This window comes from Erwinia pyri, from assembly GCF_030758455.1.
Lineage (GTDB): Bacteria > Pseudomonadota > Gammaproteobacteria > Enterobacterales > Enterobacteriaceae > Erwinia > Erwinia pyri.
Genome location: NZ_CP132353.1, coordinates 1,515,917 through 1,535,793, shown reverse-complemented (window position 1 = coordinate 1,535,793; position 19,877 = coordinate 1,515,917). Strand labels below are relative to the sequence as shown.

The window sequence follows — 19,877 nt, the reverse complement described above, 5'->3', positions numbered from 1 at the left end:
AGCCATTATTTCTTACGTGCGTACTTCAGGGAGTCCAGCGCCACGGCGAAGATGATGATGCCGCCCTTGATGATGTACTGCCAGTAAGGGTTAACGCCGATATAGGTCAGGCCGTAGTTGATAACGGTGAAGATCAGCACGCCCGTTACCACGCCCGCTACCGTACCCACGCCGCCAGCAAAGGATACGCCGCCCACTACGCAGGCCGCAATGGCGTCAAGCTCATACATAAAGCCGAGGTTGTTGGTTGCCGAACCGATACGCCCCGCTTCCAGCATCCCGCCAAAGGCGTAGAAAACACCAGAGAGCGCATAGATCAGGATCAGGTTGAAGTTGACGTTCACGCCTGATACACGCGCCGCTTCCGGGTTACCACCGATAGCAAAAATGTTTTTACCAAAGCGGGTTTTGTTCCACAGAATCCAGACAAAGAATACCGCGATAGCTGCATAGAAGGTGATGTAAGAGAGCTTGAAGTCGCCAAAGCGAATAAAGCCTTGGGCAAATGTCGAAAACTTCTCGTCAAAGCCTGCAATCGGTGACGCGCCCACGTAGTCGTAATAGAGCGAGTTAATACCGTAAACAATGATCATCGTGCCCAGCGTGGTGATAAACGGCGTCACTTTCAGATAGGCGATAATCAGGCCGTTCACCAGACCAATGATGCCACCAATGATGCACACCGCCAGGATCACCAGTGGGATCGGCACCGTGTCCATGTGTGGGAACACTTTGTTGGCATTATCCATCGCCTGTAACAGCGTGGCGGCGACAACCGCAGCCAGGCCAACCTGACGGCCCGCTGAGAGGTCAGTACCCTGGGTGACAATCAGCCCCGCCACGCCCAGCGCGATAATAATACGCACGGATGACTGGGTAAGAATGTTACTCAGGTTCATTAAACTTAAGAATGTTGGATCCTGGAAGATAATGATTGCCAGCAGCACCAGCAACACAACGTATATCCCGCCCTCTTTTAACCAGGTGAGCGCACTTTTCTTATTCACTGCTTTCATGGTAACAGCCCTTACCCTATTAAAGGTGCAACGATGCTAAACGTAATATTTCGTTTTGCGTTGTCGATTTTGTTTCTACTATGCCCGCAACCATGCCGTTACTCATTACCAAAATCCTGTCGGTAATGCCTAAGAGTTCTGGCATTTCAGAAGAGATAATAATGATGCCTTTATCCTTCTTCGCCAGCTCTGAAATTAGCTGATAGATCTCAAACTTCGCCCCGACATCAATTCCGCGGGTGGGTTCGTCCAGCATTAATATTTCCGGCTGCGTTAACAGCCAGCGACCAATAATGACTTTTTGCTGGTTCCCACCAGAGAGCGAACCGATGGAGGTGTGATGCCCCGGCGTTTTTACCCGCATTGAGTCAATGACCCACTGCGTGTCGCTCTTCATCCGGCTGTTATCCAGCAGGCCAATACTGTTTTTGTATTTACGGATATTGGAGATCAGCGAGTTAAAGCCGATATCCAGAAACGCATAAATACCGGTAGCGCGACGCTCTTCGGTCACCAGAGCAAAGCCGTGGTTGATCGCTTCGTTAGCGCTATGGTTATTAATTTTTTTGCCGTGTAGCTTAATGGTGCCGCCAGACTTCTCGCGGATGCCGAACAGAGTTTCCACGATATCCGTACGCTTCGCCCCTACCAGCCCCGCCACGCCCAGGATCTCACCCTTACGCAGGTCAAAGGAGATATCCCGAATGGAGGGCTGACGCAGAGAGGTCAGGTTACGCACTTCCAGAATAGTTTCACCGGGCACGTTGGTTTTATCCGGGAAACGCTGGTTCAGCGAGCGTCCAACCATCATGGCGATGATCTTATCCATATCCAGCCCTTCGAGCGGCTGAGTGGCGATCCACTGGCCGTCGCGCAGGATGGTGATCTCATCACAAAGCTGGAAAATCTCTTCCATTTTATGAGAAATATAGACAATGCCGCAGCCGCGATCTTTCAGCTTACGGATAATGGTGAATAAGTGATTCACCTCTTTTTCCGTTAATGACGACGTAGGCTCATCCATAATAACGATTTTAGCGTCATACGAAAAAGCTTTGGCAATTTCCACCATCTGCATCTGCGAAACAGAGAGCGTAATTACCTTGTCCCGCGGATCAATATCAATATCCAGTTCATCAAAAATAGCTTTTGTATCACGATACATTTTATCGTGATCAACAAAGAATCCTTTGCGCGGGTAACGTCCCAGCCACATGTTATCCATGACCGTGCGCTGCAGTACCAGGTTTAATTCCTGGTGAACCATCGACACGCCGTTTTCCAGCGCCTCTTTGGAACTCTTAAAATCGATCTCTTTGCCCTGAAAAAGAATGCTCCCCGAATCTTTACTGTAAATGCCAAATAAGCATTTTAATAAGGTCGACTTCCCTGCTCCGTTCTCACCCATCAGGGCGTGAACAGAATGAGGGCGAATTTTTAAATTCACGTTATCCAGTGCTTTAACCCCAGGAAATGACTTGCTGACATCGGTCATTTCCAGTAGATATTCGCGCTGTGTTTGCACTTTATCACTGCCCATAATTCTACCCGGCATAATGTGGCGAGAAACCAGGCTGGCGCGTCAGCCAGCCTGGTACAGGTAAGGCTTATTTTGTGAACTGAGACAGATTCTCTTTATCAACCGGTACGTAAGCTACGCGCACGACTTTGCCGTCAAGCTTGTAGTTGGTGCCTTCGGTAGCCGGTTTGCCATCTGCCAGGTTTTTCGCCATCTGGAAGGTAGCTCTGGCCTGGTTTTCCGCATCGTTCAGCACGGTGCCGGCCATTGCGCCAGATTTCACCATCGCCAGCGCTTCTGGCAGGGCATCCACACCAAACACCGGCACAGCAGATTTGTTGTGCGCTTTCAGCGCTTCTACCGCACCCATCGCCATCGCATCGTTGTTGGCGATAACCACTTCGATTTTGTTGCCGTTCGGGCCAGATAACCAGGCATCCATCTTGTCTTTCGCCTGGGCGGTATCCCACATAGCGGTATCAAGATGCAGCTGCTGAGTTTTCAAGCCGTCTTTGGTCAGCGTGTCGATAACATATTTAGTACGCGCTTCAGCATCCGGATGACCCGGCTCGCCTTTCAGCAGCACAAACTGGATCACGCCATCTTTGTTCAGATCCCAGGCCGGCGTCGATTTCCAGTGTTTTTCAATCAGCTCGCCCTGCTTCACGCCAGACTCTTTAGAATCAGTGCCGACGTAATAAGCTTTGTCATAGCTGGCGAGCGCTTTCGCCGTTGGCTCTTTATTGAAGAACACGATAGGAATGTCGTTGGATTTGGCTTTACTGATCACCACCGCAGCCGCAGCCGGGTCAACCAGGTTAATGGCCAGCGCCTTCACGCCTTTTGCCACCAGCACGTCGATCTGATCGTTCTGGGTAGACTGGCTGTTCTGTGAGTCGTTCATCAGCAGCTGAACGCCACTGCTGTTTTTCGCCTCTTTCTCAATGTCTTTGCGCACGACGGACATAAAGTTGTCATCGTATTTGTAGATGGTCACGCCGATACGGGTGTCGGCAGCGTGAGCTGTTGCACCAAACATCATGCTGGCAACCAGGGCAGTGAGGGTGAAAGCCTTCTTATTCATGGTATCTCCGGTTTTTATGTAGGGTCTTACTCACCGCTTTGCTCTTATGAGCTGGCAAAACGGTTATTTTCAGGCCCGGCATAATGTTATAAAAACATTAACTGAGGCCGTTTATTTGTTAAAAGAACCCAACCTCCCTGTATGGTGAAACTTCCAGAATGCTGTGTAATGAACTGTTTCACAGAGCGCGTAGCGGCCGGTATAAAGGGACCCGGCGACGTTACATAATGTTTCAACCCCTGCAAGTTGCTGTCATCATAGAGAAGCTGATGTTAATTAACTGTGAATACACTCACAAATTGAAAACGGTTACACCGCTGAATCGCTTGAGTTAGTGATCGGCGCCACATTTTGCCGGATCGCCACGGAATGGCGGCGTACCAGCGTCGGCATAAAGCAGTGCTGGGCGTTGAGATCCAGTTCGCCAGCCGCGCCCTTCAGCGCCAGCTCAGTGGCGAGTTTTGCCATAGAAACAATCGGATAGCGGACAGTAGTGAGTTGCGGATCGGTATACCTGGAGATGGGGATATCGTCAAAGCCCACTACAGACAAATGCTGTGGCACCGCAATGCCGTTATCTTTCAACGCCGCCAGCGCGCCTGCAGCCATGCTGTCGTTGTAGGTGAATACTGCCGTAAGATGAAGATTACGCCCCAGCAGCTCCACCATTGCCGCTTCGCCACCCTGCATATCGGGCTCCGCGCTGGCAATCCAGCTCTCGGGAGGCGTGGCTCCCTGCTCCTCCAGCGCCTGCTGCCACCCTTCCCGGCGCTGATTCACATCCTCGATAGGATGACTGGATCCCAGATAGCCAATGCGCTGGTGCCCCTGCTGCTGCAGCATCCGCGTCGCCATCAGCGCGCCGCTGACGTTATCCAGACAGACGCAACGATGCGCATAGCCAGGAATGGTACGGTTAATCAGCACCATTCCTGGCACCTGATCCATCAGCGAACAGAGTTCGGCATCGGGCAGCGCCTTGGCATGGACCACCAGCGCGTTACAGCGCTGACGGATCAGCACCTCAATTGCATGGCGCTCTTTGTCAGCCTGATGATAAGAATTGTTGATAAGCACATGTTTTTGCATGCGTTGTGCAACGGTATCCACCGCTTTCACCAACGCACCAAAGAAAGGATCGGAGACATCCATCACCACCACGCCGATGGTATCGCTAATCTGCGTCGCCAGCGCCTGGGCGTTGGCATTGGGCCGGTACCCCAGCCCTTCCACAATTTGCAGAACCATGTCACGGGTCTCAGGCGTTACGGCGGCGCTGTTATTCAGCACGCGTGATACCGTAGCTACCGACACGCCCGCCTCGCGGGCCACATCACGGATGGTAATCATAGGCGATTACCTGAGAAGTTTAGAATTTGCATAGCCCTTCCTGAGACACTGTTCTGGGGGCTATTCTGGCAGGGGTTGGCCGCGGGCTACGTGAATCTCGTCACAACGATGAAAACGGTTACATACAATTCTGCAACCTTTGTGAGCTGCGTCATTCTCCGGCAGCACTTTTTTCCAGCGGTTTACCGCCGGTGAGCTGGGTAAGCTTGCGCCAGAGTGCTTCCAGCGGGCCCTGACGGAAATGGTGCAGCCACAGCACGGAAACCAGCATATTGACCGCCCAGACAGCAGGCACCAGCGCGAGCAGTTGCAGACGGTCCAGCTTGTTAAACAGCCCAAAGCGGTCAAACAGCGTGGTGCAGATCAGCGTCTGCAGCAGATAGTTGCTCAGCGCCATGCGCCCCACGCAGCTGATAACGTGAACGAGGCGCAGCCGGGCAAGCGTCGGCCAGAAGCCGTAGCAGAGTGCAGCATAGCCGACGGCCTGTAGCGGTGCAGCCAGCTCACGCGGCACCTGCAGGAAGAAGGCCGCCCAGCGAAACGCCCAGCCGGTCTGCCATTGCAGATAAATAGCGGGTAACTGAATGAGCCAGGCCAGGGAGATCAGGATCAGCGCCGTCCGGCGATAGTGGCTCAGGCTGCGCTCTCCCTGCAGCCAGCCGTTACGCATTAACGCACCGCCCACCATCATCAACCCCGCCAACTGCCAGCCATACTGCGCCGCCAGCGCCATCAATGCAGAGGAGAAGCGGTCCAGCCTTCCCTGAATCGCCTGCCAGCCGCCCTGCGTGTGCCAGAACGTTTCATACTGAACGTTGGCAATGCCGGGCAGCCAGGAGCTGTTCGGCTCGGGGCTGGTGCCCATGCCAAGAATAATCAGCACCGCCGTACCAACAACGTAGAGCATCACGCCGGTATTCAGCAGCTGCCGGGAGGTGGGCACATCGCGGATCATCCGCCAGACCACCAGCCCTACCAGACCGTAATCCAGCAGAATATCGCCATCCCAGAACAGGAGATTATGAAGCAGACCAATAAGCATCAGCCAGCAGAGACGGGACTGGAGCCAGCGTTTGCCACGCGGCAGCAGTAACTGCAGGCTGGCGCCAAATAATAGCGCAAAGAGGCTGAGGAATTTGACCTGAGCAAACAGATCCATCGCCGCCCAGGTCAGCGCTTCGCTGGTGGCGGGAAAATTTCCCTGCCAGGCAGGATTAAGATAGGCAGCAGAAGGGAGCCCGAAGGCCACGATATTGAGTAACAGGATCCCCAGAATGGCCAGGCCGCGAATAAAATCGAGCGTATGAATCCGTGGCATCAGGGGTTCCTGTTAGCAGTGACTAGCTGTGACGCACCGCGCGTAAAAATTCCTGGCGGGTATTCTGGCTGGACTTGAACAAGCCGCCCAGCGAGGTGGTGGTGGTGGCACTGGTGGCATCACGGATCCCGCGAGCCTTCACGCAGTAGTGCACAGCGTCAATAGAGACCGCCACGTTGGTGGTGCCGAGCAGCGTTTGCAGTGCCACCAGGATCTGCTGGGTCAGACGTTCCTGAACCTGCGGACGCGAGGAGAAGAACTGCACGATGCGGTTGATTTTAGAGAGGCCAATCACCGTGTCTTTCGGAATGTAGGCTACGGTTGCCTTACCATCAATGATTACAAAATGGTGTTCACAGGTGCTGGTCAGCGTGATATCGCGCACGGTGACCATCTCATCGACCTTCATTTTGTTCTGAATAACGGTAATTTTCGGGAAATTAGCATAATCCAGGCCCGAAAATACTTCGTTCACATACATCTTGGCGATGCGATGCGGGGTCTCTGCCAGACTGTCATCTTGCAGATCCAGATTCAGCAACTGCATGATTTCGGTCATATGGCCGGCAATCAGGCGTTTACGGGTTTCGTCATCCATTTCACGCGCAGGTGAGCGTAACGGGGTTTCCAGTCCACGGGCTAACAGCGCCTGGTGAACGAGTGCGGCTTCCTGACTTAACGCAGCCATGGTGATTCTTCTCCAGCAGGTGAAACTCCGGCTCCGTACAGGGCCGGCATAAATTCTGAGGCGGTATTTTGGTACACATTGCGACGTTAATCCAGTGAATCAATTTAAACCGCCGTGAAACAGTTTCATTCAGCCGCCGGATCGCGCCGCCAGACCAGCGCCCCGGCGATCGCGAGCCCTGCGCCAGCTACATAGAGCGCAGGCTCCAGCTGGTGCGTCAGCGCGGTGGAGATCGCCGACAGCAGCGGCCCCACCAGCTGCCCTACCGCATAGACGGTGGTAAGCAGGCCCGCCAGATAGCGCGTATGCCGCGGCGCCATCTCCCGGCCATATTGCAGGGAGAGCTGCACCACGCAGAGGAAGCCGCCGCCAACCAGCGCCGCACCAATCGCTAACCCGCTGATGCCGGGCAGGATATCAGCACAAAATACGCCGACGGCCTGCGCCCATAAAGCTATCGCCAGCCGCGTATTGGCTTTGCCATACTGACGGGTAAGAATGCCCAACCCAATCCCCAGCACGGCTGAACCGCCAAAGATCGGCCAGACGTACTGCGCAACAGGGCTGTCGGGAAAGCGGGAGGCCGCCATTTGCGACAGAAAGGTGGCGGGAAGGATGTAGCCGAATCCAGCCAGCGCATAGCTCCAGACCAGCTTTTTCAATCCGGCCGTCAGTACCAGCGGCTCGGGAGCAGTTTCCGGACGATGCAGCTCTCCTTTGCGCGGAAGGTTGCGGGCAATCAGTCCCACCAGCATCAGCGCCAGTACGCCATAGGCAAACCAGGCCCAGGAGGCGTTAACATTATGCGAATGCAGCGCCACTGCCAGCATGCCGCTCAGGAAAATCCCGGTACCCGGCCCGGCAAACACCGCCGCGCTCAGACCGGGGCGTCCCAGCCTGTGCAACTGTTCATTGCTCCAGGCGGCAATCAATACCATTGCCCAGCCGCTGGCCCAGCCAATAAAGAAGCGAATAATGCCGTGCAGCCACGGCCCGGTCACGCAGGCAGAGAGCAGGGTCAGGATCACCGCCCCCCAGACGCCCACTTTCAGGCGCAGCTCCACCTGCTGCGTCGCCCGCATCGCATTCCAGGAGCCGCAGAGATAGCCCAGATAGTTGAAGGCAGCGACCACCGCCGCACTGGTCAGCGAGAGCTGATGTTCGCCAATCATTAAAGGTACCTGGGGCGTAAAGGCGAATCGCCCGATCCCCATCGCCACCACCAGTGACAAAAACGCGCTCAGTGCTACGCGAAAAGCCATGACCACTCCTTACCCTTTATTGGTTGAAAACGGCCTCATTGCCGACAATCTGTTGCCAGTATCCTGCCTGATGGCTAAACTCACGGAAAGTGAATAATTATCAGCAAGTTGTTTACGTAATGAGAAATTATGGATCTGACCCAGCTTAAAATGTTCTGTTCAGTGGCCGAAACGGGTTCGCTGGCACGCGCCGCGGAGCTGTTGCACCGCGTGCCGTCCAATCTCACTACGCGTCTGCGCCAGCTTGAACAGGAGCTGGGTACCGATCTCTTTATCCGTGAGAAGCAACGGCTGCGCCTTTCGCCAATGGGCCATAATTTTCTCACTTATGCCCGGCGCATTCTTTCGCTAAGTGAAGAGGCGATGAGTATGACCCACAGCGGCGCCCCCGCCGGGCCGTTTGCGCTGGGTTCGATGGAGAGTACCGCCGCCACCCGCCTGCCCTCCCTGCTGGCGGCTTATCATCAGCGTTACTCTTCGGTAGCGCTGTCGCTGATTACCGGTACCTCTGGCGAGATAATAGCGCGCGTGCGTGAAGGAACGCTGGCGGCAGCGCTTGCCGATGGCCCGATCCTCGTGGATGAACTTAACAGCTGTCTGGCCTTTCGTGAACAGATGGTCTTGATCTCAAGCCTCACCCATTCGCCGATCGATTGCCCTGCGGACGCCTCCGGCGAGACGCTGTTTGCCTTCCGTCCCAGCTGCTCTTATCGCCTGCGGTTTGAAAGCTGGTTCCGCAGCGCGGGCGTCCAGCCGGGCACATTTATGGAGATACAGTCCTATCACGCCATGCTCGCCTGTGTGGCCAGCGGGGCCGGGCTGGCTTTGCTGCCAGCCTCCGTGCTGGATCAGATGCCAGCCAAAGATCGCATTCAGCGTCACTCCCTTCCTGAAGAGGTGCGCGAAGCGTCCACCTGGCTGCTCTGGCGGCGGGACGCCTTCACCCCAAATGTGGAAGCGCTGAAACAGCTGATTATTGAACAGGCGGACGCTACCGCCTGCTGATAACGTTTAACCGGGTAAATATTCGTCCATACTGATTAATCGTACTGTTTTTAAAATCAGGTAGAGTAGCCGGAACACCATTAAATGGAGACATAACTCATGCAAATGATAAAAACTCGCGCAGCGGTTGCCTGGGCTGCGGGTGAACCGCTTTCCATCGAAGAGGTGGATTTAATGCCGCCGCAGAAAGGTGAAGTGCTGGTGCGCATCGTCGCCACCGGCGTTTGCCATACCGATGCCTATACCCTGTCCGGTAAAGATCCCGAAGGGGTGTTCCCGGCTATCCTGGGACATGAAGGCGGCGGCGTGGTAGAAGCCATTGGCGAAGGCGTGACCAGCGTAGCGGTGGGCGACCATGTCATTCCGCTCTACACGCCGGAATGCGGTAAGTGTAAATTCTGCCTGTCGGGTAAAACCAACCTCTGTCAGGCGATCCGCGCCACGCAGGGCAAAGGGTTAATGCCCGACGGCACCACGCGCTTCTTTAAGGATGGCAAACCCATTTTCCACTATATGGGGACCTCAACCTTCTCTGAATACACCGTGATACCGGAAATCTCGCTGGCGAAAATCAGTAAAGAGGCGCCGCTGGAAGAGGTGTGCCTGCTGGGCTGCGGCGTCACTACCGGCATGGGCGCCGTGATGAACACCGCAAAGGTAAAAGAAGGCGATACCGTGGCCATCTTCGGCCTGGGCGGCATCGGCCTCTCGGCGATCATTGGTGCCAAAATGGCCAAGGCGGGTCGCATCATCGGCATCGACCTCAATACCAGCAAATTTGATCTGGCGAGCAAACTGGGCGCCACCGATCTGATTAACCCGAAAGATTACGACAAGCCGATTCAGGAAGTGATAGTGGAGATGACCGACGGCGGCGTGGACTTCTCCTTTGAGTGCATCGGTAACGTCAACGTTATGCGTTCCGCGCTGGAATGCTGCCACAAAGGCTGGGGCGAGTCGGTGATTATTGGCGTCGCCGGTGCCGGTGAAGAGATCGCCACCCGTCCGTTCCAGCTGGTGACCGGCCGCGTCTGGCGCGGCTCCGCTTTCGGCGGCGTGAAGGGCCGCTCGCAGCTGCCGGGTATTGTTCAGCAATATCTGGATGGCGAATTCCAGCTTAACGACTTTATTACCCATAACCTGTCGCTGAATGAGATCAACGACGCCTTTGAGCTGATGCATGAAGGCAAGTCGATCCGTTCCGTTATACATTTCAAAAAATAGATCGGGAGGATCGATGCCATCTACTCTGGAGTTACTTGAAGAACACCGACTGTTTGGCGGCTGGCAGCAGCGCTACCGCCATCCGTCAACCGCACTGAACTGTCCGATGACCTTCAGCATATTCCTGCCGGGGCCAAAGAGCGATGCGCCGCCGCCGGTGCTGTTTTTCCTTGCGGGGCTGACCTGCACCGATGAGAACTTCTCTACCAAGTCAGGCGCACAGCGGCTGGCCGCAGAGCTGGGGATCGTGCTGGTGATGCCCGATACCAGCCCACGCGGCGAGAATGTGGCGAATGATGAAGGCTACGATTTGGGCCAGGGAGCAGGTTTTTACCTGAACGCCACGCAGGCGCCCTGGAGCGACCATTATCGCATGTACGATTATCTGAACGAGGAGCTGCCTGCGCTGATCGCCAGTAACTTCAACGTCAGCGATCGTCAGGCCATTATGGGGCATTCGATGGGCGGACACGGCGCCATTATGCTGGCACTGCGCAACCCGGAGAAGTTCAACTCCGCCTCTGCCTTTGCGCCCATTGTTAACCCGGCGGAAGTGCCGTGGGGACAAAAAGCCTTCAGCGCCTATCTGGGTGAAGAGTGCCAGGCGTGGCGTGACTATGACAGCTGCTGGCTGATGCAGCAGGCGGCCACCGCGCTGCCGATGCTGATCGATCAGGGTGACAGCGATCAGTTCCTGGCCGATCAGCTGCATCCGGAAAGACTGGAGAAGATTGCTCAGGAGAAAGGCTTCCCGCTGACCGTGCGTATTCAGCCGGGTTACGACCACAGCTATTTCTTTATCGCCAGCTTTGTCGAAGATCACCTGCGCTTCCATGCGCAGCACCTTCTGGCTTAAGGCTGGCGCTGTCGGTCGGGTAGACTCAGGCAGAAACGTCATTACGAAGTCGCAAACTGTCACCTGGCTTCGCAGAACCTTCCGATAAAATCAAAAAAGCCGGGGCAATCACTGCCCCGGCTTTTTGTTGCTGAAAATCCTTAGCGGATCAGAATGTATAGTCCACCGCCGCAAAATAACGGCGGCCATCCTCGTTATAGCTGTAGCTGTCGCGGCTGAGATCCTTATCTGCCAGATTCAGCACCCCTGCCCGCAGCTTCACAGCCTTAGTAGCCTGCCACGATGCGCCGCTGTTCCACAGCATATAGCCGCCAGGGGTGACGCCGTCGTCATTCAGCGTACGGCGCTGGCCGGAGTAGTTGGCCTGCAGATAAAACGTCCACTCCTGCATCGGCTTCCAGTCCAGCGTGCCGTTGGCGGTGTGTAACGGCAGCTCCTGCAGCGGCTTGTTGCCGCCCTCGCTTAAATCGCGCCCGTCGGTATAGGTGTAGTTCAGCGTCAGCTTCCAGACATCGTTAAACGGGATTTTCACTTCCGTTTCCACGCCGGTGATGCGCGCCTTATTGACGTTGTAATAACGGAAAACAGGTTTGCCACTCTCATCAAAGCCAACAAAGTTGCTGTAGCCCGGTGCGAGAGAAGTTGAAGCGGTGCGGGAGATGGAGATCATATCATCAACGTTGTTCTGGAAAGCGGTGACGCTACCGGTCACGCCATCCAGCCAGCCTTCATCACCGGCGTAATAAATGCCCAGCTCAAAGCTTTCACTGGTTTCCGGTTTCAAATCCGGGCTGCCGACAACGGCACAGCTGCCCCGGCAGGAGTTGGTTTGCCACTCCGGGCTGAGCTGTAACAGCGAAGGCGCCTTAAAGGCGTTGGCCCAGCCCCCTTTTACCGTAACGGTATCGGTCGCGCTGTAGACCAGATAAGCACGCGGGCTCCAGTGATCGCCATAGGTCTGGTGATCGTCCATGCGTACGCCGGTAGTGAGCGCCAGCGCGTCAAAAATTCGCCATTCATCTTCCACAAACAGCGCGTACTGGCTGGCGGAAGTAGAACCGCTGCCGGAGAGGTTAACCGGATCTTCCAGCTTGTCGTGACGCACTTCACCGCCAAACGTCAGCAGCTGACTGATATCGGCCAGCGGCAGGATCAGCTTGCCATCCAGCGAGTTGTTTTTAGCAATGATGTTCTGCCCGCTGGTGTAGTTATCCACCCGATCGCCGTAAAAACGCAGTTCGGTATTGCCCCACTCCCAGCGGCCGTTGTGGCCAACGGAGTAGTTCTGGCGTTCAAGGCGGTTTTTATCCAGCGAGTCGGAATCGCGATCCTGGCGATCGAAGCCGTAGCCGAACGTCATATCCTGATCCGCGGTTGGCGTAAGCGAGAACTCCACGTTACCGTCGCGGGTGGTGTAGCCTTCAATACGCGGGCTAAGGCCACTCTCTGATGTGGCAGAGGCCTGCTGGCTGTCTTTTTCACGCTTGCCCAGGCTGCCATATACTTTAACCCCGAGCAGATCGTCGATTAACGGCCCGCTGGTGAAGAAATTACCGTTATAGCTGTCGCCGCGATCGCGATGCTCCTGAACCGTGGTGTCGGCACTCAGCGTCCCGTGCCAGGCCTTGCCAACTTTGCGGGTGATGATATTAACCACGCCGCCCAGCGCGTCGGAGCCGTAAAGGGAGGACATCGGGCCGCGTACCACCTCAATGCGCTCAATGGCATCCGCCGGGATCCAGTTCAGATCGAAGTCGTTATGGCGAAATACGGCGTTGCGCGAGTTCACGCGCTTGCCATCAATCAGGATCAGCGTATAGCTGCTGTCCAGACCGCGCAGGCTGACGCCTTTACGGTTATCCCCTTCATTGGTCAGCTGCACGCCAGGCACATCGCGCAGCAGATCTTTGAGGTTCTGAACGGGTTTTCGTTTGATATCTTCAGCCGTGATCACGCTGATACTGGCAGGCGCGTCTTTAAGGTTAACTTCTGTGGCCGAAGCCGTCACCACCAGCGTGTCATCTCTCTCTTCTGACTCAACGGCGGAAACGGGAAAGGTAAAGGCCAGCGCGGACGCGCACAGCCCGCAGCGTACAACGGGATTCAACCTGAACATGCTTTTCTCCATGAGGCGCATATAGAATAAGTGTCATCAATACCTTTTGCTCACACCTGATAAGCAGAGTTCACTCTGCTTAAAATTCCCGGTATCTTCCGGTTTTTAGATTTACGTTATTATCCGGGCGACTTTGGGTCGCCCTTTATAGGTTGCCTTGCCGGACAATTAAAACGTGGGTTCAGTCACCAGACCATCGATCAGCACCTGCGGCGTACCCTGCGTGCAGCGCTCTATGCGGCCCTTCACGCCATAAACTCGCGCCAGGCTTGCCGGGGTAATCACCTCTTCCGGTAAGCCATCGGCAATTAATTCACCGTTCTGCAACATTAATATATGTTCGCCATGGCGCAGCGCGATATTAATATCGTGCACCACCACCACCGTAATAATATTGCGCTTTTGCGTTTCCCGGCGAACCAAATCCATTACGTGGAACTGGTAATTTAAATCGAGCGCGCTGAGTGGTTCATCCAGTAATAACAGTTCAGGCCGACGAATTAACGACTGCGCCAGACCCACCAGCTGTTTCTGACCGCCGGAGAGCTGATCGAGATAGCTCAAAGCCAGATGCGAAATACCAAGCTGGTCGAGTACCGCCATGACTTCCGCTTCGCTGGCTGCGCTGCTGCGTCCACCCGAGGCGCGCTGGGCGACAATGATCGACTCCAGCACGTGGAGATGGACGCCCGCGGGCAGCGACTGCGGCAGATAAACCACTTTTTCCGCCCGGCGCGCAAAAGGCTGAGACATCAGCTCCGTGCCGTTCAGCCAGACCTCGCCTTCAGCGCTGTTGAGTCCAGCCAGCGAGCGCAACAGCGTGGATTTACCGCAGCCGTTTGGCCCCAGCAGCACGGTAATTTTACCGCGGGGCAGCAGCGGCACGTTGAGATCGCTGATAATTTTACGTTTAGGATAACCGGCGTGGAAGCCGCTGATACGTAAGCCTTCCATCACACACTCCCCCGATGGCGCAGAATAATACTCAGGAAGAACGGCACGCCCACCAGCGAGGTCACGATGCCAACGGGAATGATCACGCCAGGGATCAGGTTTTTCGACACCACGGACGCCATCGACAGCACCAGCGCACCGGTCAGCGCGCTGGCTGGCAGATAGAAACGGTGATCTTCACCAAAAATCATGCGGGCAATATGGGGCGCCACCAGGCCAATAAAGCCAATCGGGCCGACAAACGCCACCGCCAGCGCCGAAAGGATACTGATGCGCAGCAGCGTACCGAGGCGAAGACGGCGCACATCAATGCCGAAACTCACTGCCCGATCTTCGCCGAGACGCAGCGCCGTAAGTTTCCAGGAGCTCATCATTGAGAACGGCACAAGAATGATCAGAGCAAGCGTCAGTACGCCCAGTTTCTCCCAGGAGGCACGGGCCAGGCTGCCCATGGTCCAGAACACCAGCCCCTGAAGCGTATCTTCGCTGGCGATAAACTGCATCATTGAGACCAGCGCGTTAAAGGTGAAGACCAGCGCAATACCGAACAGCACTACGCCCGAAGTCGCCACCCGCGTCCAGCGCGTGACGCCATCCAGCATCAGGGCCGCAAACAGGGCAAAGACAAAGGCGTTAGCAGAGATGAACCACTGGTCAGGAATACCAGGAAGACCAATACCCAGCACGATAGCCAGCGCAGCGCCAAAGGCAGCGGCAGAAGAGACGCCGAGCGTAAACGGGCTGGCGAGCGGATTATTCAGGATGGTTTGCATTTCAGCGCCGGCCAGGCCAAGCGCCAGCCCGACCACCACCGCCATCAGCGCGTAAGGGAGGCGGATCTCCCAGACAATCACCCGCGTGCCCGCATCCACTGACTCCGGGGAAAGCAGCGTGTGCCACAGCGCTTCCAGCGATAAGCCGGAGGGGCCAAGGGTGAAATCGAGCACCAGCGAAGCGAGGATAGCCAGCACCAGCCCGCTCATCATCAGCAGACGGTGACGTAACATATGATGGTAACGGCCCATCACGCCTTCAGCGGGCTGCCTTCCGGCGTACTGTACGGGGTCGTGGGTTACACTCATTCTCAATACCTGTAGTGACTTGGATCCAGCCGCGATGATAAAGGGAAAGTTGTAACACTTATGCCTTTAAGGGTAACGATTCCCCTCTCATCGCGCTCTTTCTTCCCTGCACGACGCGCCAGAGCAAGGAGAGCCGGGGCGGGACAGAGAGGAAAAGTGACGGCGGTAACAATAAAGCAAATGATAATAGTTATCAATAATATTTGTAACATCAGCTTACAGACGAAAAAAGGCGCGGGATCCGCGCCTTACTTACTCCTTTGCCCCGAAGGCTACTTTTCAAATTTCGGGAATTCCATCTCGCTGTATTTCACAAAGCGGGATTTTTTAGTCAGCCTGTAGCCGAACCAGATAATCAGGAACAGCGGGATACCGATATAGGTGGCGGCCACGCCGTACCAGTCAATGGTATCCGACAGGAAAGCCTGATAATTCTGCCCTAAGGTAATGATCAGGCAGAGAACAAAGGCGAAAACTGGCCCCAGCGGGAAGAAGCCGGAACGGTATGGCAGGTCAGCCAGATCCAGCCCCTGAGCAACGTATCCCCTGCGGAAACGATAGTGGCTGATGGCGATACCCAGCCAGGCGATAAACCCGGTCATGCCCGAAGTGTTCAGCAGCCATAAATAGACGGTCTGGTTGCCAAACATTGAGGTCAGGAAGCAAAGCCCTGCCACCACCGTTGTGGCATACAGCGCATTACGGGGTACGCCGCCCTTAGAGAGCTTGCCAAAAATGCGTGGCGCTTTGCCTTCACGGGCCAGGGTAAACAGCATCCGCGTCGATGCATACATGCCTGAGTTACCCGCAGAGAGTACCGCCGTCAGGATCACCGCATTCATCACTGCCGCCGCAGAGAGCAGGCCAGCATGCTTAAACACCAGCGTGAACGGGCTGACGCTGATATCAGTCACGTCGTTACGTAACAGGCTCGGGTCGGTGTAAGGGATGATCAGGCTGATCACCAGAATCGCAAAGACATAGAACAGCAGGATACGCCAGAACACCTGACGAACCGCGCGGGGGATATTCTTCGCCGGGTCCTCAGATTCACCGGCGGCAATGCCTATCAGCTCGGTACCCTGGAAGGAGAAGCCAACAATCATCGCCACGCCAATCATCGCCGAGAAACCGCCCGAGAACGGCGCATCGCCAATCTGCCAGTTCTGCCAGCCTGCGGCTTCCCCACCCCGCAGGATGCCGGTAATCATCAGCACGCCTACCGCAATAAAGATGATCACCGTGACCACTTTGATCAGCGAGAACCAGTATTCCGCTTCGCCAAATCCCTTCACGGAGATGTAGTTCAGCAGGAAGATGATGCAGAGGAACAGCGCGCTCCAGATCCAACCCGGCGTATCCGGGAACCAGTAGGTCATCACCAGTTGCGAAGCCACCAGATCCACCGCAATGGTCACAGCCCAGTTGTACCAGTAGTTCCAGCCCAGCGCGAAGCCGAAGCCCTCTTCCACATAGTTAGCGCCGTAGGTGGAAAACGACCCTGAAACCGGCATAAACGCCGCCAGCTCACCAAGGCTGGTCATCAGAAAGTAAACCATCAGGCCGATCAGGGCATAAGAGAGCAGCGCGCCACCGGGGCCGGCCTGAGAAATAGTGGCACCAGAGGCCACGAATAAACCGGTTCCAATGGAGCCGCCAATGGCGATCATCGTCAGGTGACGCGCCTTTAACTCACGCCGCAGCGCAGGTTGTTGTGTTGTTTTTGTGTCCTGAACCATCTTGAAATGCTACGTCCTGGTAAAAATGAGGCGCGATTGTAGCAAACTGACCCGACACGCATAGTGATTCCGCGCCGTTATAAGATAGGTTCATGATCGGCGCAAAATTATTAGTTTGAGTCTTTTTACCCCTGCCAGGGGCACTTCCCCCGGCCCGTAAAAGAGAGGCCGGGAGCAAGGCTACTCGGTGCAGTAGCTTAAGAAACGCAGCAGGGATTTCGACAGATGCTTCTGCCGGTGATGGATGCGGTAGAGGGTCCGTTTGAGTTTAGGCAGCGGTACAACCACCTCTTTCAGCGTGCCTACGGCAAGCTGCTCCGCTATCACCCGCCGGGAAAGACAGCTGATCCCCATGCCGTGGCGGACAGCATGTTTGATCGCCTCGGAATTACCCAGCTCCAGCGCCAGCCGGAACTGCGGCAGATGTGAAAGCAGCAGGTAGTCGACGATTTCACGCGTACCTGAGCCGTGCTCACGCAGGATCCAGGAGGCGGCAGCCAGCGTTTCCAGCGTTACGGGCCGGGTGAAGATCTCTGCATCAGGCGCAGCAAACACCACCAGCTCATCCTCCAGCCAGGGTTCACTGAGAATATCGGGCATATGGCACGGCCCCTCAATCAGCCCAATGTCCACCCGAAAATCCGCCACGGCAGTAATGGCGTCCATGCTGTTGCCCACGCTGAGTTCCAGCGGCAGTTCAGGGTAATCCTTACGCCAGCCGGCCAGCATACCGGGCAGCAGATAGTTGCCGATAGTGCTGCTGGCATAGACGCGCAGCGCGCCGTTATCTTCACGGAACAGCTGTTCAATTTCCGTTGCCTGCTCCAGCAGCGCTACCGTGCGGGGATAGAGCAGACGACCGTGCTCATTGACCACCAGCCTCTTGCCGACGCGGTCAAAAAGCTGCACGCTGAGCTGGCTTTCCAGATCGGCCAGCGCGGCGCTGACCGCAGACTGGGAAAGCGAGAGGACCTGCGAAGCCTGGGTGGTCGAGCCGCTTTTCAGCACCTCCGCAAAGACCTCAAGCTGCCTTAATGTGATATGCATGGCGGTTCCCTATGCGCTGTAGCGATGAATGAGGTAAACAGTTACGGCAATCCAGATTGCCACTATCACCGCCATGCCGAACCAACTGGTGATTTTTTTGCCTTTCGCTCGCTGGATTTCCGCCCTGGCCTGACTGCTCTTTTTGACCTCTTTTGGCAGCAGGCGCAGCAGCAGCATCACCCCAAGCGGGACAATGATCGCATCGTCCAGTAGCCCGATGATGGGAATAAAGTCGGGGATCAAATCGATCGGGCTGAACGCGTAGGCAACCAGCGCACCGGCCAGCACTTTAAGCCAGAGCGGCGTACGCGGATCGCGGCAGGCGAACCATAACGTCAGCACATCCTTTTTGATTAACCTTGCCCATCTTTTCAGTGCTCCAAACACGCCCCGCCCCTTATCACTTATTCTGGTTAATTATAAATATATAATCAATTTCACTTTTAAGCTACTTTTCTCCATGCTCTGGGTATTGAAAAGGAGCTTGCCATGATCACACTGACTCTTCCGCATCTGCAACATCGGCCCGCTCGCTATGCTGCGGGTCTGCTGCTTTCTCTGGTTTTAGCCGCAGGCGCAAGCTGGCTCAGCACCCTGCCGGCTATCTCTGCGCTGGGGCTGGGCGCCCTGACGCTGGCTATCGTGGCCGGTATCCTGGCTGGCAATACCTTTTATTCCCGCTTTGCCAACCGCTGCGATCCTGGCGTGGTGCTGGCGAAACAGCAGCTGCTACGCCTGGGCGTCGTGCTCTATGGCTTCAGGCTGACATTTCAGCAAATCGCCGACGTTGGCGTCAGCGGCGTGGTGATCGATCTCCTGACGCTGAGTTCCACGTTTCTGCTGGCGTGCTGGCTTGGCCGCCGTGTCTTTGGCCTGGACCGCGATACCGTCTGGTTAATCGGCGCCGGTAGCAGCATCTGCGGTGCCGCCGCCATTCTGGCTACCGAACCCGTCATCAAGGCAGACGCGTCTAAAGTAGCGGTGGCCATCGCGACCGTGGTGATTTTCGGCACGCTGGCGATTTTTATCTACCCCCTGCTCTATCCGCTGGCCTCAGCGCTGTTCAGCAGCGTAACGCTGACCAGCTGGGGTATTTTCACCGGCTCAACAATGCATGAGGTCGCGCAGGTGGTGGCCGCCGGGCATGCCGTCAGTCCGGAAACGGAAAATGCGGCAGTGATCGCCAAAATGCTGCGAGTGATGCTGCTTGCCCCGTTCCTGCTGCTGCTCAGCGCCAGAGTACGTCAGCAGGCGCCGGGCGGCTCAGCGGCATCCGGCACCTTACGCTTCCCCTGGTTTGCGCTGCTCTTTATCGCCGTTGCAATGGTCAATTCGCTGCACCTGCTGTCTCTTCCTGTGGTTAATACATTGAATCAACTGGATAACATTGTACTGGCTACGGCAATGGCTGCGCTGGGTCTGACCACCCAAATCAGCGCCCTGAAACGGGCCGGGCTTAAACCATTGCTGCTGGGACTGGCTCTGTTTATCTGGCTGATCGCTGGCGGCGGCGCGATTAACCTTGGGATCCAGCATTTGTTGTCATGACTTGATGCCGTTTCCGGTTATCATTGCCCGCTCGCCTCTTGCATGCAGGCACTTTAACAGGAGATAAGG

At 55.8% G+C, this 19,877-nt stretch carries 17 protein-coding genes; 4 read left to right on the top strand and 13 right to left on the bottom strand.

Going from position 1 to position 19,877, the window contains the following annotated elements:
- Positions 1–5: 5 nt before the first annotated feature.
- The 7 genes from mglC to Q3V30_RS07100 all read right to left on the bottom strand — a co-directional run bounded on the left by mglC (position 6) and on the right by Q3V30_RS07100 (position 8,237).
- Entirely contained in the window at positions 6–1,016 is a 1,011-nt protein-coding gene (gene mglC, locus Q3V30_RS07130; protein ID WP_306211754.1) for a galactose/methyl galactoside ABC transporter permease MglC, read from the bottom strand.
- Positions 1,017–1,035: 19 nt separating this feature from the next.
- Positions 1,036–2,556 carry a galactose/methyl galactoside ABC transporter ATP-binding protein MglA gene (gene mglA / locus Q3V30_RS07125; RefSeq protein ID WP_306211751.1) on the bottom strand — a complete coding sequence of 507 codons (1,521 nt, stop codon included), beginning with the start codon at positions 2,554–2,556 and terminating at the stop codon, positions 1,036–1,038.
- A gap of 67 nt (positions 2,557–2,623) precedes the next feature.
- On the bottom strand, positions 2,624–3,619 hold the full coding sequence (gene mglB, locus Q3V30_RS07120; RefSeq protein ID WP_306211748.1) for a galactose/glucose ABC transporter substrate-binding protein MglB: 996 nt from the start codon (positions 3,617–3,619) through the stop codon (positions 2,624–2,626).
- 309 nt (positions 3,620–3,928) lie between these two features.
- Positions 3,929–4,969 carry an HTH-type transcriptional regulator GalS gene (gene galS, locus Q3V30_RS07115; RefSeq protein WP_306211745.1) on the bottom strand — a complete coding sequence of 347 codons (1,041 nt, stop codon included), beginning with the start codon at positions 4,967–4,969 and terminating at the stop codon, positions 3,929–3,931.
- A gap of 151 nt (positions 4,970–5,120) precedes the next feature.
- A complete protein-coding gene (yeiB, locus tag Q3V30_RS07110) occupies positions 5,121–6,287 on the bottom strand; it encodes a DUF418 domain-containing protein YeiB (protein WP_306211742.1) in 1,167 nt (388 codons plus the stop codon).
- A gap of 22 nt (positions 6,288–6,309) precedes the next feature.
- A complete protein-coding gene (gene folE, locus Q3V30_RS07105; RefSeq protein WP_306211739.1) occupies positions 6,310–6,975 on the bottom strand; it encodes a GTP cyclohydrolase I FolE in 666 nt (221 codons plus the stop codon).
- A gap of 125 nt (positions 6,976–7,100) precedes the next feature.
- Positions 7,101–8,237 carry a YbfB/YjiJ family MFS transporter gene (locus Q3V30_RS07100; protein ID WP_306211738.1) on the bottom strand — a complete coding sequence of 379 codons (1,137 nt, stop codon included), beginning with the start codon at positions 8,235–8,237 and terminating at the stop codon, positions 7,101–7,103.
- Positions 8,238–8,366: 129 nt separating this feature from the next.
- On the opposite strand from Q3V30_RS07100, the gene ptrR reads away from it, so the two are divergent.
- From ptrR to fghA, 3 genes are all read left to right on the top strand, one after another.
- On the top strand, positions 8,367–9,242 hold the full coding sequence (ptrR, locus tag Q3V30_RS07095) for a putrescine utilization regulator PtrR (protein WP_306211736.1): 876 nt from the start codon (positions 8,367–8,369) through the stop codon (positions 9,240–9,242).
- Positions 9,243–9,341: 99 nt separating this feature from the next.
- A complete protein-coding gene (locus Q3V30_RS07090) occupies positions 9,342–10,466 on the top strand; it encodes an S-(hydroxymethyl)glutathione dehydrogenase/class III alcohol dehydrogenase (protein WP_306211734.1) in 1,125 nt (374 codons plus the stop codon).
- 13 nt (positions 10,467–10,479) lie between these two features.
- On the top strand, positions 10,480–11,322 hold the full coding sequence (fghA, locus tag Q3V30_RS07085) for an S-formylglutathione hydrolase (protein WP_306211730.1): 843 nt from the start codon (positions 10,480–10,482) through the stop codon (positions 11,320–11,322).
- Between the two features lie 148 nt (positions 11,323–11,470).
- Here fghA and cirA read toward each other — a convergent pair whose 3' ends face one another.
- The 6 genes from cirA to Q3V30_RS07055 all read right to left on the bottom strand — a co-directional run bounded on the left by cirA (position 11,471) and on the right by Q3V30_RS07055 (position 18,647).
- Positions 11,471–13,438, bottom strand: coding sequence for a catecholate siderophore receptor CirA (gene cirA / locus Q3V30_RS07080; protein ID WP_306211728.1), 1,968 nt, complete (start codon positions 13,436–13,438; stop codon positions 11,471–11,473).
- A gap of 168 nt (positions 13,439–13,606) precedes the next feature.
- A complete protein-coding gene (locus tag Q3V30_RS07075) occupies positions 13,607–14,395 on the bottom strand; it encodes an ABC transporter ATP-binding protein (RefSeq protein ID WP_306211726.1) in 789 nt (262 codons plus the stop codon).
- Positions 14,392–15,474: a FecCD family ABC transporter permease gene (locus tag Q3V30_RS07070; RefSeq protein WP_306211724.1), complete on the bottom strand. Its 1,083-nt coding sequence runs from the start codon at positions 15,472–15,474 to the stop codon at positions 14,392–14,394. Before Q3V30_RS07070 ends, Q3V30_RS07075 begins: the two co-directional genes overlap by 4 nt.
- Positions 15,475–15,746: 272 nt before the next feature.
- Positions 15,747–17,213, bottom strand: coding sequence for an amino acid permease (locus tag Q3V30_RS07065; protein ID WP_306211722.1), 1,467 nt, complete (start codon positions 17,211–17,213; stop codon positions 15,747–15,749).
- Between the two features lie 180 nt (positions 17,214–17,393).
- The gene (gene yieE / locus Q3V30_RS07060) at positions 17,394–18,260 is read right to left on the bottom strand and encodes a DNA-binding transcriptional regulator YeiE (protein ID WP_306211720.1); all 867 of its coding nucleotides are present in this window, start codon (positions 18,258–18,260) and stop codon (positions 17,394–17,396) included.
- A gap of 9 nt (positions 18,261–18,269) precedes the next feature.
- Entirely contained in the window at positions 18,270–18,647 is a 378-nt protein-coding gene (locus tag Q3V30_RS07055; RefSeq protein WP_306211718.1) for a YkvA family protein, read from the bottom strand.
- A 102-nt stretch (positions 18,648–18,749) separates the two neighbouring features.
- On the opposite strand from Q3V30_RS07055, the gene Q3V30_RS07050 reads away from it, so the two are divergent.
- Positions 18,750–19,808: a YeiH family putative sulfate export transporter gene (locus tag Q3V30_RS07050; protein ID WP_306211716.1), complete on the top strand. Its 1,059-nt coding sequence runs from the start codon at positions 18,750–18,752 to the stop codon at positions 19,806–19,808.
- Positions 19,809–19,877 lie beyond the last annotated feature (69 nt).

Coding starts and splice junctions, on each gene's coding strand:
- mglC (WP_306211754.1), bottom strand. CDS start 1,016: ATGAAAGCAGTGAATAAGAAAAGTGCGCTCACCTGGTTAAAAGAGGGC.
- mglA (WP_306211751.1), bottom strand. CDS start 2,556: ATGGGCAGTGATAAAGTGCAAACACAGCGCGAATATCTACTGGAAATG.
- mglB (WP_306211748.1), bottom strand. CDS start 3,619: ATGAATAAGAAGGCTTTCACCCTCACTGCCCTGGTTGCCAGCATGATG.
- galS (WP_306211745.1), bottom strand. CDS start 4,969: ATGATTACCATCCGTGATGTGGCCCGCGAGGCGGGCGTGTCGGTAGCT.
- yeiB (WP_306211742.1), bottom strand. CDS start 6,287: ATGCCACGGATTCATACGCTCGATTTTATTCGCGGCCTGGCCATTCTG.
- folE (WP_306211739.1), bottom strand. CDS start 6,975: ATGGCTGCGTTAAGTCAGGAAGCCGCACTCGTTCACCAGGCGCTGTTA.
- Q3V30_RS07100 (WP_306211738.1), bottom strand. CDS start 8,237: ATGGCTTTTCGCGTAGCACTGAGCGCGTTTTTGTCACTGGTGGTGGCG.
- ptrR (WP_306211736.1), top strand. CDS start 8,367: ATGGATCTGACCCAGCTTAAAATGTTCTGTTCAGTGGCCGAAACGGGT.
- Q3V30_RS07090 (WP_306211734.1), top strand. CDS start 9,342: ATGCAAATGATAAAAACTCGCGCAGCGGTTGCCTGGGCTGCGGGTGAA.
- fghA (WP_306211730.1), top strand. CDS start 10,480: ATGCCATCTACTCTGGAGTTACTTGAAGAACACCGACTGTTTGGCGGC.
- cirA (WP_306211728.1), bottom strand. CDS start 13,438: ATGTTCAGGTTGAATCCCGTTGTACGCTGCGGGCTGTGCGCGTCCGCG.
- Q3V30_RS07070 (WP_306211724.1), bottom strand. CDS start 15,474: ATGAGTGTAACCCACGACCCCGTACAGTACGCCGGAAGGCAGCCCGCT.
- Q3V30_RS07065 (WP_306211722.1), bottom strand. CDS start 17,213: ATGGTTCAGGACACAAAAACAACACAACAACCTGCGCTGCGGCGTGAG.
- yieE (WP_306211720.1), bottom strand. CDS start 18,260: ATGCATATCACATTAAGGCAGCTTGAGGTCTTTGCGGAGGTGCTGAAA.
- Q3V30_RS07050 (WP_306211716.1), top strand. CDS start 18,750: ATGATCACACTGACTCTTCCGCATCTGCAACATCGGCCCGCTCGCTAT.